The organism is Flavimaribacter sediminis, from assembly GCF_019492055.1.
Lineage (GTDB): Bacteria > Pseudomonadota > Alphaproteobacteria > Rhizobiales > Rhizobiaceae > Flavimaribacter > Flavimaribacter sediminis.
In genome coordinates this window covers 214,300-229,796 of the sequence record NZ_JAICBX010000002.1, presented here as the reverse complement: position 1 = coordinate 229,796, position 15,497 = coordinate 214,300, and the positions used below count along the sequence as shown (strand labels likewise).

14 protein-coding genes are annotated in these 15,497 nt (G+C 61.7%); 7 read left to right on the top strand and 7 right to left on the bottom strand.

Annotation, left to right across the window (positions count from 1 at the left end; all coding sequences use genetic code 11):
- Positions 1-13 precede the first annotated feature (13 nt).
- Complete coding sequence (gene mutL / locus K1W69_RS09315) at positions 14-1,879, bottom strand: DNA mismatch repair endonuclease MutL (RefSeq protein ID WP_220228094.1); 1,866 nt, start codon at positions 1,877-1,879, stop codon at positions 14-16.
- 67 nt (positions 1,880-1,946) lie between these two features.
- Positions 1,947-3,608, bottom strand: a complete 1,662-nt coding sequence (locus K1W69_RS09310; protein WP_220228093.1) for an FAD-dependent oxidoreductase — start codon at positions 3,606-3,608, stop codon at positions 1,947-1,949.
- Between the two features lie 282 nt (positions 3,609-3,890).
- Between K1W69_RS09310 and K1W69_RS09305 the strand changes: the two genes are divergently transcribed.
- The 5 genes from K1W69_RS09305 to K1W69_RS09285 all read left to right on the top strand — a co-directional run bounded on the left by K1W69_RS09305 (position 3,891) and on the right by K1W69_RS09285 (position 8,985).
- Positions 3,891-5,558: an alpha/beta hydrolase gene (locus K1W69_RS09305; protein ID WP_220228092.1), complete on the top strand. Its 1,668-nt coding sequence runs from the start codon at positions 3,891-3,893 to the stop codon at positions 5,556-5,558.
- Positions 5,555-6,481, top strand: coding sequence for a patatin-like phospholipase family protein (locus K1W69_RS09300; protein ID WP_220228091.1), 927 nt, complete (start codon positions 5,555-5,557; stop codon positions 6,479-6,481). The genes K1W69_RS09305 and K1W69_RS09300 overlap by 4 nt, the downstream gene beginning before the upstream one ends.
- A 191-nt stretch (positions 6,482-6,672) precedes the next feature.
- On the top strand, positions 6,673-7,380 hold the full coding sequence (locus K1W69_RS09295; RefSeq protein WP_220228090.1) for an ABC transporter permease: 708 nt from the start codon (positions 6,673-6,675) through the stop codon (positions 7,378-7,380).
- On the top strand, positions 7,373-8,128 hold the full coding sequence (locus K1W69_RS09290; RefSeq protein ID WP_220228089.1) for an ATP-binding cassette domain-containing protein: 756 nt from the start codon (positions 7,373-7,375) through the stop codon (positions 8,126-8,128). The genes K1W69_RS09295 and K1W69_RS09290 overlap by 8 nt, the downstream gene beginning before the upstream one ends.
- A gap of 26 nt (positions 8,129-8,154) precedes the next feature.
- On the top strand, positions 8,155-8,985 hold the full coding sequence (locus K1W69_RS09285; RefSeq protein ID WP_220228088.1) for an ABC transporter substrate-binding protein: 831 nt from the start codon (positions 8,155-8,157) through the stop codon (positions 8,983-8,985).
- Positions 8,986-9,394: 409 nt separating this feature from the next.
- Here K1W69_RS09285 and K1W69_RS09280 read toward each other — a convergent pair whose 3' ends face one another.
- The 5 genes from K1W69_RS09280 to K1W69_RS09260 all read right to left on the bottom strand — a co-directional run bounded on the left by K1W69_RS09280 (position 9,395) and on the right by K1W69_RS09260 (position 14,078).
- Positions 9,395-10,753, bottom strand: a complete 1,359-nt coding sequence (locus tag K1W69_RS09280; RefSeq protein ID WP_220228087.1) for a phosphohexomutase domain-containing protein — start codon at positions 10,751-10,753, stop codon at positions 9,395-9,397.
- 90 nt (positions 10,754-10,843) lie between these two features.
- Complete coding sequence (locus K1W69_RS09275) at positions 10,844-11,728, bottom strand: SMP-30/gluconolactonase/LRE family protein (protein ID WP_220228086.1); 885 nt, start codon at positions 11,726-11,728, stop codon at positions 10,844-10,846.
- Positions 11,725-12,366: a 2-dehydro-3-deoxy-6-phosphogalactonate aldolase gene (locus K1W69_RS09270; protein ID WP_220228085.1), complete on the bottom strand. Its 642-nt coding sequence runs from the start codon at positions 12,364-12,366 to the stop codon at positions 11,725-11,727. The genes K1W69_RS09275 and K1W69_RS09270 overlap by 4 nt, the downstream gene beginning before the upstream one ends.
- 1 nt (position 12,367) lies before the next feature.
- Positions 12,368-13,303, bottom strand: coding sequence for a 2-dehydro-3-deoxygalactonokinase (locus K1W69_RS09265; protein WP_220228084.1), 936 nt, complete (start codon positions 13,301-13,303; stop codon positions 12,368-12,370).
- A gap of 4 nt (positions 13,304-13,307) precedes the next feature.
- Positions 13,308-14,078 carry an SDR family NAD(P)-dependent oxidoreductase gene (locus tag K1W69_RS09260; protein ID WP_220228083.1) on the bottom strand — a complete coding sequence of 257 codons (771 nt, stop codon included), beginning with the start codon at positions 14,076-14,078 and terminating at the stop codon, positions 13,308-13,310.
- A gap of 196 nt (positions 14,079-14,274) precedes the next feature.
- Between K1W69_RS09260 and K1W69_RS09255 the strand changes: the two genes are divergently transcribed.
- Positions 14,275-14,850: a sigma-70 family RNA polymerase sigma factor gene (locus K1W69_RS09255; protein WP_220228082.1), complete on the top strand. Its 576-nt coding sequence runs from the start codon at positions 14,275-14,277 to the stop codon at positions 14,848-14,850.
- Positions 14,847-15,494 (top strand): ChrR family anti-sigma-E factor, encoded by a 648-nt coding sequence (locus K1W69_RS09250; protein ID WP_220228081.1) that lies wholly within the window; start codon positions 14,847-14,849, stop codon positions 15,492-15,494. Before K1W69_RS09255 ends, K1W69_RS09250 begins: the two co-directional genes overlap by 4 nt.
- The last annotated feature ends 3 nt before the right edge of the window (positions 15,495-15,497 follow it).

Genomic DNA, 15,497 nt, shown 5'->3' with positions numbered 1-15,497 from the left:
TTGGCCGGATCTTCTATCGCCGGCCGAACAACTTCTCAATATCAGATAGTTTGAGTTCAATATAGGTCGGGCGGCCGTGATTGCACTGGCCGGAGCCCGGCGTCGCCTCCATTTGGCGCAGCAGCGTATTCATTTCCTCGATCGTGAGGCGCCTGCCCGAGCGCACCGAACCATGGCACGCCATCGTCGCCGCGACATGGTCGATGCGCGACTTCAGGCCGCTCGCATCGTCCCACTCGGCAATATCGTCGGCAAGCTGGCGCACCAGGCCGGCGGCGTCGATCTCTCCCAGTATGGCCGGCGTCTCGCGCACGGCCAGCGCGCCGGGGCCGAAGCGCTCGACTGCAAGTCCGAGCTCCGCAAAGGCGTCGGCGTGAGCCATGAAACGGTCGCAGTCCTCCTCCGCAAGATCAACGATCTCCGGAATGAGCAAGACCTGCGACGGCGTCCGGTCCGCGTGAAGAGACTGCTTCAACGCCTCGTAGACCAGGCGCTCATGCGCCGCGTGCTGGTCGATCACGGCGAGGCCGTTGCGGGTCTGGGCGACGATGTAGTTCTCGTGCAACTGCGCCCGCGCCGCGCCCAGCGGATGGTCGGTCGCATCCTCCGCAGAAGGCGCATGATCACTCGCTGGCGCGCTTTCGCCGCGCGCGCTTGGGCGATCGACGTCGCCAAAGACGGCCTGCCGCTCCTCCGCGAAACCTGCAACCGCCGCCGTCTCCAGGGGACGAAAAGGCGACTGATCCATGGCGTAATTTTGCGGGCGTTGCCCACCATGGAAGTAAGGCGCGTTTCCAAATCCCGACGGACGGCTTTGCGGCGCAGCGGTTTGCGACCCGAAACCCGGTCGAAAGGCCTGGATCATCCCCTCGGCGCCCAGCGTCGAGGCGCGGCCGCCTTCGCGCGTCAGGGCCTCCCGTATCGCGCCGACGATGAGGCCGCGCACCAGCCCCGGATCGCGGAACCGGACATCGGCCTTTGCCGGATGAACATTGACGTCCACCAGCGCCGGATCGAGTTCGATGAAGAGGGTCGCGACCGGGTAGCGCCCTCGCGGCACAGTGTCGGCGTAGGCGCCGCGGATCGCTGAAATCAGCAGCTTGTCCTGCACCGGACGCCCGTTCACGAACATGTACTGGTGCAGCGAATTGCCCCGGTTGAACGTCGGCACGCAGGCAAAGCCGGTGAGGCGGACATCTTCCCTCACGGCGTCCAGTTCTATCGCATTCTCCTTGAAGTCCCGACCGAGTATCTGGGCGATGCGCGCGAGCCGGTCATCCTCGGTCGCCGGAAATTCAAGGCTGGTCCGGTCGGGGCCGGAAAGCGCGAAGCGCACTTCAGGAAAGGCGATCGCCATGCGGCGCACGACCTCGGTGATCGCGCCGGTCTCGGCGCGCTCGCTCTTCATGAATTTCAGACGCGCAGGCGTCGCGAAGAAAAGGTCGCGAACCTCGACGATCGTGCCCTTGTTGCCGGGCGAGGGGCGGGGCTCGGTCATCCGGCCGCCTTCAACGCGAACCTCGAAACCGGTGTCAGCGCCGTCCGGCCGGCTCTGGATCCGAAGCTTTGCGACCGATCCGATCGACGGCAGCGCCTCGCCGCGAAAACCGAGCGTCGAGATGTGATCCAGTTCCCCTTCGATCTTTGATGTGCAGTGACGCTGCACCGCAAGCCCCAGATCTTCAGGGCCCATGCCGAAGCCATTGTCCGTCACGCGGATCAGCGACTTGCCGCCTGCGGCCGTCGCGATTTCAATGCGTCGCGCCCCGGCGTCGATGGCGTTCTCCACCAGTTCCTTGACGACGCTCGCCGGCCGCTCGATCACTTCACCGGCGGCGATCTGGTTTATCAGCGTCTCTGAAAGAAGTTTGACGGCCATGGCGCATCATCGGAGATTCGCGGGCGCAAGGAAAGCCGGAGCGCAATATTGTTAAGATGTAAACGCGTTACGCAGCAGGAGACGAGGCCGCTCCCGACACCGTTTCGAGAATAAACCGCGCCTCGCTGTCGTCTGCTCCCCGCCAGGCAACGATCTGATCGGGCCGGACAAGAACAAGCGGCGCTTCGTAGAGGACGGCCACCTCTGGAGCGTCAATATCAAGGACTTTTAGCGGTATCCCGCGGCGCTCCGCCTCGGCGATCAGGCCAGCCGCCTCCGGCGCGGCCTCGCCGAGGCGCAGCAGCGTCCACTCGAAGCCGAACAGATCATAGAGCGATGTGGTTTCGTCGAACCAGAAATGCGGCGCGCGCCCACCCGGCGAGGCGGTCGATGTGTAGACGTCCGGCTTGTCCGCCGCCGGTTCGCGCGCTTCACTTGCAATGATCGGCGAGCCGTCATAACGCGCGCCAAAGGTGACGCCGGGGATGTTGAATTCCGCCCGGCCATGCGCCCCGAGATAGGCTCCGGCCTCCAGGCGTAACCGGGCGCCCTCGTCGGTATCGTCCTCCAGCCCCGGCTGCGGCTTGTAGTTGCCCAGCGATTCCGCAAAGCGCCGGGCGAAATCGGTGTTGCGGATCGCCACCGGTCGCCGCTCGATCTCGTAACTGTCGAGAAGTTGAGGCGGCGAAATTCCCTTGACGACGGCGGCGAGTTTCCAGCCGAGATTGACCGCATCGTCGATCGCCGTGTTGTAGCCGAGCCCGCCGGCCGGCGTGAAGAGATGCACCGCGTCGCCGCCGAGAAACACCCGGCCTGCGGCGAAGCGCTCCGCCACAAGTGCATGGCCGGCCGTCCAGGTTCCGCGTGACAGGATTTCCGCGTCGACCGGACGCCCGACCGCCGAGCGGAACACCTCCAGCGCCTCGTCGTCGCTCATCGCATCCGCGTCCTCGCCATCGCGAAGTTGCGTGTGAAAGGCGAATTCGCCGCGCCCGTCGACCGCCGCCATGAAGGCGCGCCTTTGCGCGTTGAACGTCACATTCATCCAGGCGGGCGCAAATGGCGAGGCCGCATAGAATTCCGGGCAGCGCAGATAGAGGGCGAACATACGCCCGCCGAAGAAATCGCGCACGACCCCGGTTTCTCCTCCCATGCGATATCCCAACCGGCGCCGGACGAAGCTGCGCGCGCCGTCGCCGGCGGCCATATACCGGCACCGTATCGTGCGGCGCGAACCCGTCTCGATTTCTTCGGCCTCGACGGCGACGCCGTCTGCGCTGTCTTTAAAACCGACGACCTTCCAGCCGTAGTGGACGGAAACGCCGTCGAGCTTTTCCGCATGGTTTCGAAGTACCTGTTCGACGAACTTCTGCGACACGCGGTGCGGCATCTCAGCCGCGCTCCACGATCCGCCAAGCGAGGCGATGCGACTTTTTGCCTGGCGCGCCGAGGGCAGCCGAAAGCGGGCCAGTTCATGGGTCGCATAGCGGGTGAAGTAGGCGATGTCGGTCGGAAAATCCTCCGGCATGCCGAGCGCCCGGATCTCGTCTGCGAATCCCAGCCGCCGATAGTGCTCCATCGTTCGCGCCTGGGTCGCGTTGGCCTGCGGATTGAACGCCGTCGACGGTTTCTCGTCGAACAGTATGGCGGAGACGCCGCGTCGCCCGAGCTCGTTGGCGAGCATCAGCCCAAACGGCCCGCCGCCGACAATTCCCACATCACAATCCATGCGCACCCTCCGCGACAGGGTCATGGAGAAAACCGGACCGCTTGGCAACTGTCAAAAACGTGTTGAACCCATGCATGCTAAACGTGATCAGACTGCAAGCCGTCTGACATTTTGTCAGCCCGGCTGCTCCACGCTTGTATATTATTTCCGCAAAGGCTTTTGAATCATGCACACCCGTCGTTAAACTCTTCGCTGTTATTGTAGACGGCTCAGTCGCACTGGCGGGTGTTTCTTCAGAATCCGCCAAGTCGGCGTCGACTGTTACGCGGGGGATCAATCGTCATGCAACGCATTTTATCGCCGTTTTCGTCCTTCGGCGTCCTGCTCGGGCTCCTGTTTCTCGCCGCCTCCCTGACGCCGTCGCTGATCCCGCGTGATCCTGTTCTGCAAGGCGCTCTCGGCGGTATCGTCATGGCGCTCGGATACCTCGCCTGGCGCATTGTCGAACTGCTCTGGACAGCCGCCGACATGCCGGTATTGCGCGGTCGCCTGCTGCATATTGTGAAGGCGATCGCCGCTGTCGCCGTTCTTGTCGTCCTGGCGCTGTCGCTGCGCTACGCGCTTCTGTGGCAGAACGACATACGCGCCCGCATGGGAATGGAGCCTGTGGACGACGCGCATCTCGTCCAGATGCTGCTGATCGCCCTGGTCGTTTTCCTCGTGCTTTTCGGCGTCGGCGCGCTGATTGCATTCTTCTCCCGTTTCGTCCGTGCGCGCCTTCACCGCGTCATGCCGCCGCGAAGAGCCAATGTGCTGGGTCTGGTCATTGTGTTTCTGGTGCTCTTCGTCGTCACGCGCGACGGGTTGCTCGACACCGCCATCTCGGCCATGGACGAAGCCTATGAAGCCGGTCAGAACCTGTTCGAAAGGGCGCCGCCCGCGCCCACGCTCGCCCGCATTCCCGGCAGCGCCGAATCCCTGGTCGGGTGGGAGGAAATGGGCCAGCCCGGACGCGATTTCGTGACCGGCGGCCCGGACGCCGCGGCGATCTCGGCGTTTACAGGAAAGCCGGCGCTCGATCCCGTGCGCGTCTATGTCGGTCGCGCCAATGCGGACACGCCGCAGGAGCGCGCCGACCTCGCGCTCGCCGAGCTGATCCGGCTCGGCGCGTTCGACCGCAAGGTTCTGGTGCTGGTCAGCCCGACCGGAACCGGCTGGATGGATCCGGGATCGCACGATCCGCTCGAATATATGCACAATGGCGACATCGCGACGGTCGCGGTTCAATATTCCTATCTGCAGTCGCCTTTCGCGCTGCTGTTTGAAACCAGAACCGGCCTGGATCAGGCCTCGGCGACGATTTCGACCATTTACGATTACTGGACAACACTGCCGGCCGATCGACGGCCGCGGCTCTACATCCACGGCTTGAGCCTCGGCGCCTGGTCGTCGATGTACGCGACAACGCTCTTCCAGCTGGTCAATGATCCGATTGACGGCGCGTTCTGGGCCGGTCCGCCATTCCCGTCGGAATTCTGGAACAAGGTGCAGCACGGGCGCAATAAAGGCACGCCGTGGGTCCTGCCGAAGATCGGCGACGGATCGCTGATCCGCTACAGCGCGCCGGACGAGAATGAGGCCGGTTACGCCGACTGGGGCGACATGCGCATGATGTTCCTGCAATATCCGAGCGACCCGATCGTGTTCTTCGATCCGCTGTCGGCGTTGCGGCCGCCGGTATGGATGCGCGAGCCGCCGGGCAGGGGCGTTTCGCCCTATCTTCGTTTCATGCCCATCGTCACGCAGTTTCAACTGGCCCTCGACATGGCGCTGTCGACCGCCGCCCCCGCCGGCTACGGTCACGCCTACTATGCGCATGACTATATCGATCCCTGGGTCGAGGTTACTGCGCCCGAAGACTGGACGGCGGCCGACACCGAGCGCCTGAAAGCGCATTGCGACAACGGTTTCCAGAACGGCTGCTCCAACGGCGGGACGGCGGCCGAATGACCTTTTCTCTCGGACGTCGCGATATTCTGAAAGCGGCTTCACTGTCGCTTGTCGCGGGCGCGTCCGGCGCTGCGCGCGCATCTGCAGGCTCGGGATGCGCCATCGCTCTCGGCGGCGGCGCAGCACGGGGACTTGCCCACATTCCGGTTCTGGAAGCGCTGGACGATCTTGGCGTCCAACCTTCGATGATCGCCGGCACGTCAATGGGCGCGATCATTGGAGCCATGTATGCCAGCGGCATGTCCGGGCTGGAGATCAGGGCGTTTGCTATCGATCTTCTCTCAAGCAGGTTGAACACGTTGCGCCGTCTGTTTCCCGGTAATCCTGGCAGTTGGACATCGGTCTTCGCCATGGGGAACTCGGCCGCGCTTGATCCGGAAGTGCTGATGTCCGCCATACTGCCTGACGCCGTTCCTGACGAATTCACGGGCCTGCGCACGCCGATGAGAATCGTCACAGCAGACTTCTATCGCGAGGAAGAGTTCGTGATCGAAGACGGGCCGTTGAAAAAGGCGATCGGCGCGTCCGCAGCGCTTCCGGTGCTTCTGTCTCCTGTTCAGTGGCGGGATCGCGTGCTCATAGACGGTGGTTTTGTCAATCCCACTCCTTTCGACATACTTGCCGACCAGCCGGGACTTGTCATCGCAGTCGACGTCACCGGAAACGGGTTTCGCGTTACCGGACCCGTGCCTGGCGCAATGGACACCTGGATCGGGTCCTCACAGATCGCCTTGCATTCGCTGGTCAACGAGCGCCTGAAGCGGATCGAGCCGGACCTGCTCATTCGCCCCGATGTCGGCGGCTTCGCCAGCATGGACTTTCATCGTATCGATGAAATCCTGCTTGCCGCGAAGATTGCAAAGGAAGACGCGAAACGAAGGCTGGGCGATCTTCTGGATGGGGCTGCGCAGGGCGCTAACTAGCCGCGTCTCATCGGACCTCGCGCGCTGCGCGTCTCGTTTCGTGTTTGCGCGACAAATGTCGCAACGCGAACGCCTTTCGCAATGGCGTCAAATTATTGGTGGTTTTGTTTCACCCCGCCGGACGTTTTTGATGGAACGCGCAAGGCGTTTGCGCAATACACGGTTTCAATGGAGAGGAGACAAACGCACGGATGCAGGATTTCGCGGCGTCATTTTTCGAGGCGTTCAGGCTGGTCATCTCGCTCGACCCCGACCTTCTCGAGGTCGTGTGGCTGTCGATGCGCGTCAGCCTCAGCGCCGTCGCGATGGCTGCCCTCGTCGGCTTTCCGGTCGGCGCCTTCCTCGCCGTCGCGCGGTTCCCGGGCAGGGGACTGCTCGTTATCACGATCTCCGCGCTCATGGGTCTGCCGCCGGTCGTCGTCGGTCTCGTCGTCTATATGTTGCTGTCGAGCGCCGGCGTGCTTGGTCCGCTGCAATTGCTCTACACGCCGACCGCGATGATCATCGCCCAGACCATTCTCGTCACGCCCATCGTCGCGGCGCTCGCCCGCCAGACGCTGGAAGACCTGCACGATGAATATCGCGATCAACTCGTCCTCTACGGCCTTGGCAACCTGGCGCAATTGAAAACGCTTCTGTGGGAGGGGCGCTACAGCCTTTTGACGACGCTGCTCGCGGGTTTTGGCCGGGCGGTGGCGGAAGTCGGCGCCGTCATTATTGTCGGCGGAAACATCAACCATGTCACGCGGGTCATGACGACGACGATCGCGCTTGAAACCTCCAAGGGAAACCTCGCTTTGGCGCTTGGCCTTGGCTTCATTCTGGTCACCATCGCCTTCGCCGTGAACGCGCTCGTGTTCATGTCACGCGCTGCAGCCGTCAGGCGCGCCTATGCGTGAGAATTTGCTGTCGGCCGTGCAGCGCCAGGCGATGCCGGTTCTTCCCGTCACCGGAACGGGTCTCAGGGTAAGCCGCAAGGGCAGGGTGCTGCTTGATGTCGACGACATCGAGATCGCCGGTCAGGGAACCACCGTCATCGTGGGTCCCAATGGCGCCGGCAAGTCGCTGCTCCTCAACCTGCTCGCCGGATTGCGTCAGCCAGACCGCGGCAAGGTGCGATGGAATGGCACGCCGCCCTCCCGGTCGCGCTATTGCCGTTTCGGCATGGTGCTGCAGCACGCTGTTCTGCTGCGCCGCTCGGTCAGGGCCAATGTCGAATACGCCTTGCGCGCCGTCGGCCACAGTCGGACGGAGGCGCGCCGTCGCGCAGAGACGTCGCTTGACGAGGCGGGCATGGAGCGCCTCGCCCATGCGTCCGCCCGCGTGCTCTCCGGCGGTGAGCGGCAGCGTCTTGCTCTGGTTCGGGCATTGGCCACGCATCCGGATCTGCTGTTCCTCGACGAACCCACATCGAGCCTCGATCCGGCTTCGGTCCTTGCGATCGAAACGATGGTGCAGGACGCCAGCGTCAAGGGCATGCGCGCCGTCATGGTCGCCCACGATCTCGCCCAGGCGAAAAGGGTCGCGGACGAGATCATTCTTATGCATCATGGGCGAATCGTCGAACGCGCTGCAACCGACAATTTTTTTCAGCGTCCGCAATCCGAAACTGCGGAGGCGTTCATTGCAGGACGCTTGCTGATTTGAACTTTATTTTGAAAAGGGGAGTTTCAATGAACAGACATCTTGCACGCTTCATGGCCGTTTCCACTGTGGTCGCCATGACGGCCGGGGGCGCGATGGCCGACGATTTCATCGTCGTCCAGTCAACGACCTCGACACAGAATTCCGGCCTCTACGATTACATCCTGCCGATCTACGAAGACAAATCCGGCGTCCAGATCCGGGTTGTCGCGGTTGGAACAGGGCAGGCCATCAAGAATGCGCGCAATTGCGACGGCGATGTCCTTCTGGTGCACGCAAAGCCGGCGGAAGAAAAATTTGTCGCGGAAGGCTACGGCGTTGAGCGCACGGACCTGATGTACAACGATTTCATCATCGTCGGACCGCCGGCTGATCCCGCTGGCGTCAAGGGCATGAAGGATGCGTCGACCGCGTTGAACAAGATCGCCGACAGCGAAAACATTTTCGTGTCTCGCGGCGATGATTCCGGCACCAACAAGAAGGAAGTCGCGCTCTGGAAGGCCGCAGGCGTCGATCCGTCGCAAAGCAGCGGGCAATGGTATCGCGAAACCGGCTCGGGCATGGGCGCCACGCTCAATGCGACCATCGGCATGGACGGCTACACAATGACCGACAGGGCGACCTGGATCGCCTTTGGCAACAAGGCCGATCACGAAATCCTGGTGGAGGGCGACAAGGCGCTGTTCAACCAGTACGGCGTGATCCTGGTTGATTCCGAGAAATGCCCGCGCGTCAAATCCGACCTTGGTCAGGCCTTTGTGGACTGGATGCTGTCGGACGAGGGTCAGAAGGCGATTGCCTCCTACAGGCTCGACGGCAAGCAACTTTTTTTCCCGAACGCGCCCAACGTGACGAATTGATCGAAACGCGACGCGACGCAATATTGCGTCGCGTCGGCTTATTTATCGAACAAAACATGAACAATCTTGCTGCGTTTATCGGCCTTTTGTGATATAAGCTCAGACGAACAAAGGGCTGCTGCGATTGGCCGAATGGCGCCGAATGAGTGAAAAATCAGAATTCCCGAAACAAAGCCAGATGCGATCGGATGACTGGGAGAAAGGCGAAAAAGCCAAATTCCCGAAACAAACCCAGTGAACCGCCTTGGAGCTCTGCAGATCACGGAAAGCCTGAAAATCGCGGATTCCCGAAACAAAGCCAGAATTATTTTTTATTGTTCTATTTCAATGTCTTAAATGAAAAAAGTATCCATGCAAGATGCGGCCCCAATATCGAGAGCCGCCGCTATATTCCAGATTTAACCGGCGATCAGGTCGTCTGGATCAGCTTGGTGATTTCGTTGACCTTGGCGGCCACGAGATCTGCGTCGCCGCGCGCTTCGACGTTCAGCCTCAGCAGCGGCTCGGTGTTCGACGCGCGCACATTGAAGCGCCAGTCGTCGAAGGCCATGCCGAGGCCGTCGACGCCTTCGATTTCGGGATTGAGTGGGGCGAAGTGATCCGAAATACGGCTCTGGACAGCCTTCGCGTCGTCCACGGTGAAATTGATCTCGCCGGAACAAGGGAAGGCGGCGATCCGGTCGTCGACCAATTCGCTCAGCGTTGCGCCGGTGGAGGACAGTTCGGCGACGATGGCGAGCCAGGGCAGCATGCCCGTGTCGCAGAAGCTGAAATCGTTGAAATAGTGATGCGCGCTCATTTCGCCGCCGTAGAGCGCATTGTCGTCGCGAAGCATCTGCTTGAAGAAGGCGTGTCCCGTCCGGCAGACGCGCGGGTCGCCGCCCGCCGCCTTGACGACGTCGATCGTGTTCCAGGTCAGGCGCGGATCGTAGAGGATGACGCCGCCCGGATGGCTGCGGAGAAGCGTCTGGGCGATCAGGCCGACGAGGTAGTAGCCTTCGACGAAGCGCCCTTTTTCATCATAGAAAAAGCAGCGGTCGAAATCGCCGTCCCAGGCAAGGCCGAGATCGGCGCCGTTTTCGATCACCGCCTTGCTCGCGCGTTCGCGCTTGTCTGGAAGCAGCGGATTGGGGATGCCGTTCGGCAGGGTCGGGTCCGGCTCGTGATCCACCTTGATGAAGGTGAAGGGCAGGTGGTCTTCCAGAAGATCGATGATCGGTCCGGCGCAGCCATTGCCGGCGTGGCAGACGATCTTCAACGGTTTGAGATCGACGCCGGAGACCTGGGTCAGCAGGCGCTCGATATAAGCCTTCTTGTCGAGATGCATGGCGAGCCGCCCGCGATCCGCATAGTCGGAAACAGTCTTGAACTGCTGGTCCGAGTAGACGAGCGTTTCGAGGGGGCCGAGGGCGTTGTCCTGTGTCGCCGCGCGCGCGCCTTTCAGCACCATCTTGATGCCGTTGTAGTTCATCGGATTGTGGCTGGCGGTGATCATCAGCCCGGCGTCGGCGTTGTGGAAATCGGTGTTGAAATAGACCTCCTCGGTGCCGCACTGGCCAAGCGGAAGCACGTCAACGCCGCTGTCGAGCAAACCCTGGATCAGCGCCTGGGCGAGCGCCGGGCTGTCCATCCGCATGTCGTGTCCGACGACCACGCTTTGGGGAGAAAACTGGGCGGCGACGGCCTGGCCCAGCCGATAGGTGAAGGGCACATTGACCTGAGCGGGAATTTCACCGCGAATGTCGTAGGCTTTGAAGGCGGAAGTCATGGCGGGGGTCCGGTTTGATAGGGCGAAACAACTGGTGATTGGATAGCATCGGGCTCGGGGTGAAACAACCGTGCCCGCGCACCGGTTCCCTCAGATCAGCACGCGAGGGTCGGCCTTTCCGCGAAACCGCGCCTCAAGGAGGAAGGTTTCGCCGGCGTCGGGCTGCGCGCGCATCTGATCGTCGTCGAGGCCGATATAGGCCGACGTCACGATCATCCTTGAAAGGTCGCGGCCTGTGAAGGCGGGACAGGTCACCCGATCCGTCGGCAGTTCGATCGTCTCGAAGCAGACGCCGCTCGGGTCGAACCCTTGCACGCAGCCGCCGTCCCACCGGGCGCACCAGAAATTGCCGTCCGCGTCGACCACCGCGCCGTCGGCGAAGCCGCGATCACTCGCCGCCTCGTCCAGGAATACGGTCGGGGTGGCGACCGGCAATCCCGTCGCCGGGTCGAGCGCGACCTTCATCACTTTCCGGGCCGGCGAGTCGGTGAAATATCCGGTCGCGCCGTCCGCCGTGAAGCAGATTGCGTTCGGCACGGTGATCCCGTCAAAGAGGGTTCTGAGTTCACCCTTGTAGTAGTGATAGATCGCCCCGGCGTTATCGGCGCTCTGCCAACCCATCGTGCCGATCCACAAGGCGCCGGAAGGATGAACCCGGCCGTCATTGGAACGGTTTTCCGGTTTGTCGGGCTCGAGTTCCTTGATCAGCGTCAGCGAGCCGTCTGCGACGGTGCGCCGGAACAGGCCGTTCTCTGTTGCAATCAGCTGGCTTTGGTCGTCGATCACCGCCAGCAAGCTCGCCGCGAAAGGCAGGGTGTGGATCGTCTCTTCGCCCTTCCCGGACATCTCCAGCAGCGTCTTGCCGGGAATGTCGAACCAGTAGGTTGTCCCGGTCGCTGTGTCATAGGTTGGACCCTCGCCGACCTCGCACGCTGTCTCGCTGAAATCCTTGTAGGTCGCCACAGTCTGGTTCATTTCCGTCTCCCGAAAACTGTATCGTATGCCTCAATGGCTTCTACGGCGCGCGTTTTGACCTCGGCGGCGGTCAGTCCGGGTTTGTAAAGACTGGACCCAAGACCGAAGGTCCGGACGCCGACTTGTGCGTAGGAAGCGAAATCCGTCTGCGAAACGCCGCCCACTGCGGCAATTTCGGTCCCGGGCGGCAGCACGGCCCTGATCGCGGCGACGCCGGTTGCGCCGAGCACGCTGGCGGGAAAGAATTTCAGACCGGAGGCGCCGGCGCGAAGCGCTGAAAAAGCCTCGGTCGCGGTAAAGACGCCGGGCATGGAGACAAGGCCAAGCAACGCGGTCCGCTTGATGACGGCGGGGTCGGCGTTCGGGCTGACCACCAGCCTGCCGCCGATCTCCGACAGACGTTCGACATCTTCGGGAGCAAGCACGGTGCCGGCGCCGATGAGGACGCCGTCAGGGGCGGTATTTACGGCGATCTCGATGGAGGCAAAGGGGTCAGGCGAATTCAGGGGTATCTCGATGGCTTCGAAACCGGCCTCGACAAGTGCGCCCACGATATCCGCCGCTTCGTGCGGCTGTATCCCGCGCAATATGGCCACAAGAGATCGCTGCAGCGGTGGCCAGCCCGACGCGGCGCTCATGCTACAGGCCTCCGCCGCTGCCAGCATGGGACCGGAAGAGGCGTCGGGCGGCAATGCCGAGACCGTCAAGAACGGCCTGGTGGGCGTCCACCGTGGTCACCGGCATATCCAGCAGTTCGAAAGCCGTGTCATAGATGGACGCGAGATGTCCCGAGGCGATAAGGCGGAGATTTTCCGTCTGGCCGAAACGCACGCGGGCGCCTCCGATTTCGCATCCGACCAGCAGACCGGACAGGCGATCATAACCATCCTGACCGGTCCGGCCCTGAAGCAATTGCCCCGCCCGGATCGAGAACAGGTGGCTGGTGATTTCCTCCGGGTTCGAGTATCCGGCCTTGACGCCTTCGGCGAAGTATCGGCTTTCCCGGTGTATCTGCGAGTGACCGTCCACAGCGTGTTTCAGGATGGAATGTTTTGCGAGCAGTCCGAACAATTCACCTGTCATGAAGGTTGAAAAACTGACAATCGCCCCCTCGTCGATCTGAACCCATTTGGAGTGGGTTCCGGGCAGGCAGGCAAGGTACATCGTGTCGGAATCGGCGTGATTGCCGAGAAGCGATGTTTCCTCGCCGCGCATGACGTCGGGCGTCACCGGATCATGCGAGGCGACGCCTGGCAGAATGCAGATCCGGCGCTGAGAGCCGTCGATTTCGACGGCGTTATCGCAGATATCCGACAGCGCGGCTGGAACGGAAAGATAAGGGGCTTCGCGCCATCCCTGTCGTGCGCCAGCCATGCCGCAGATCATGACGGGAAGATCCTTGGGCGCGGCAAGGGCGTCGAGATGGTCTTCGAGAATCTGCGCGAAACCGGATGTCGCGGCGACGGCCAAGCCCTGGTCGCTGTTCCTTTCTGCGATGACCTGTCCCTCGGTCGAAACGAGCCAGAGTCGGAACGTCGATGTTCCCCAGTCTGCAGCGGCGTAGAAAGGAGTCATGGCTTTACCCTGTCACAACAACGCCGGCGTCGACGACAAGCGCCTGTCCGGTCATCATGCGCGATGCGGACGAGGCCAGAAACAGCGTCGGCTCCACCATATCCTCGGGCATGATTTCCTGCTTCAGGCACTGCCGGTCGATATGCGCCTGAAGCGCTTCTCCGGTAACCCACAAACGGCGCTGGCGTTCCGTCAGCACCCAGCCGGGCATAAGCGCGTTCACCCGGATATTGTCGGGTCCGAGTTCGCGGGCAAGCCCTCTCGTCAGTCCCGTGATCGCCGACTTTGCAGCGACATAGGCGGGGTAGTCGCCATTGCCCATCATGTAGGAAATAGACGAGAAGTTGATGATGGAGCCGCCGCCCGCCGCTCGCATGTCGGGCGCTGCTTTCTGGCATGTGAAGAAATGCGGTCGCAGATTGATGTTCAGCGAGGCGTTCCAGTCTTCGACGGAATAGTCCGCCAGTCCATGACGGTTGTCGGACGCCGCATTGTTGATGAGGATGGTGATCGCGCCATGGCGGCGTTTCGTCTCCTCCATGGCCGCGCTCAAGGCTTCCACGTCGGTTACGTCGCAGGGGAGAAAAATCGGCCGGTTTTCATAGGTTGCTTCCAGACGATCGCAGAGATCCGTTGCATCCGAACGCTGCACGAAAGCGACCTTCGCGCCCTCGGCCACAAATCCCTCCGTAAGGGCCGCGCCAATGCCAGAACCGCCACCCGTAATGAAAACAGATTGTCCCCGAATGTCCGTAAAATGAGCCGTCAGTTTCATGATGGTTCCCTCCCTCTTGCAATGAGCCACATAAGCCTTGGAATTGCAAACCGGACCAGGTTTTAACCGCTGATTTCGGTGCGACGGAGACCCAGTCTATAATTTTTTCCGAAATTGTGATCTGATTGGAATTTCGCCACGTATCGGTTCCGACAGTAAACAGGTCGGGACCATGTTGAGTGTCTTGAGAACGGATATGCCGATCGAGAATCCGGACCCCACAGCGGATCAGGACTATCTGAAGGCTCTTATGATGGAGGTCGCGACCTCCAGAGACAAGACGTCGTTCGAAATTCTGTTCGACAGGTTCGGCCCCAGAATTAAGGGAATGATGGAGAAATCCGGTGCGTCCTCCGATCTTGCGGAGGATCTGGTGCAGGACGTGATGCTGACCGTATGGCGCAAGGCTGCGCTGTATCGGCCAGACAAAGGCGCGGTCAGCACCTGGATCTACACGGTCGCCCGTAACGCCCGCATCGATCGTCTACGCCGCCTGCCGGCGCAGCCATACATCGATGTCGAGACCGTGATGGTCGCTAGCGAGGACGAAAGTCCCGAGGCGGAAGCGATCGGCAGCCAGCAGGGCGACTTGGTCCGTAGCGCACTGGAAAAACTTCCGTCGGAACAAAGACAGGTCGTTGAAATGGCGTTTGCCGAATACAAGCCGCATAGCGAGATCGCCCGCGATCTCGATCTGCCGATTGGCACCGTAAAGTCGCGACTGCGTCTAGCCTATCGCAAACTAAGGGAAGAACTGGAAGATCTGGGATGACCGTTCATCACCATCTCGATGACGCCTCGATCATGCGTTACGCCAGCGGCGATTTCGACGAGGCGTTCGCCATTGTCGTGGCGTCTCATATTGCAATGTGCGACGATTGTCGCGCAGCCGTGCGGGCCGCCGAAGCAATGGGCGGCGCCGTCATGGAGGCGGCGGATTCGTCGCCGCTCGAAGCCGACGCTTTTGACAGGCTGTCGCGGATGCTCGATATGGAGCCGGAGGAACCGCTTCTGACGCCCGGGCCGACCGCCGGCAAGGTGCCCCTGCCGCTGTCGCGCCTGATTGGCGGCGATCTGGATCAGGTGCCATGGCGCACGATTGTGCCCGGGATGCAGCGTCATCGTATAGATATCGCCTCGTCGACATCGTCGCTTTACATGCTGAAAATTGCGCCCGGCAGAAAGATGCCTGAACATGGCCATGGCGGAACCGAAATGACCCTCATCCTCGAAGGCTCCTACAGCGATGTTTTCGGGCAGTTTGCGGCCGGCGACATCGCCGATCTTGACGAACACGTCGAGCATCAGCCTTTTGTCGATTCCGATATCGATTGCATCTGTCTGGTGGCGACGGAGCGCCCGACGCGATTCAAAGGCATGGTGAGCCGGATCCTGCAGCCGCTGATTGGTATTTGATCA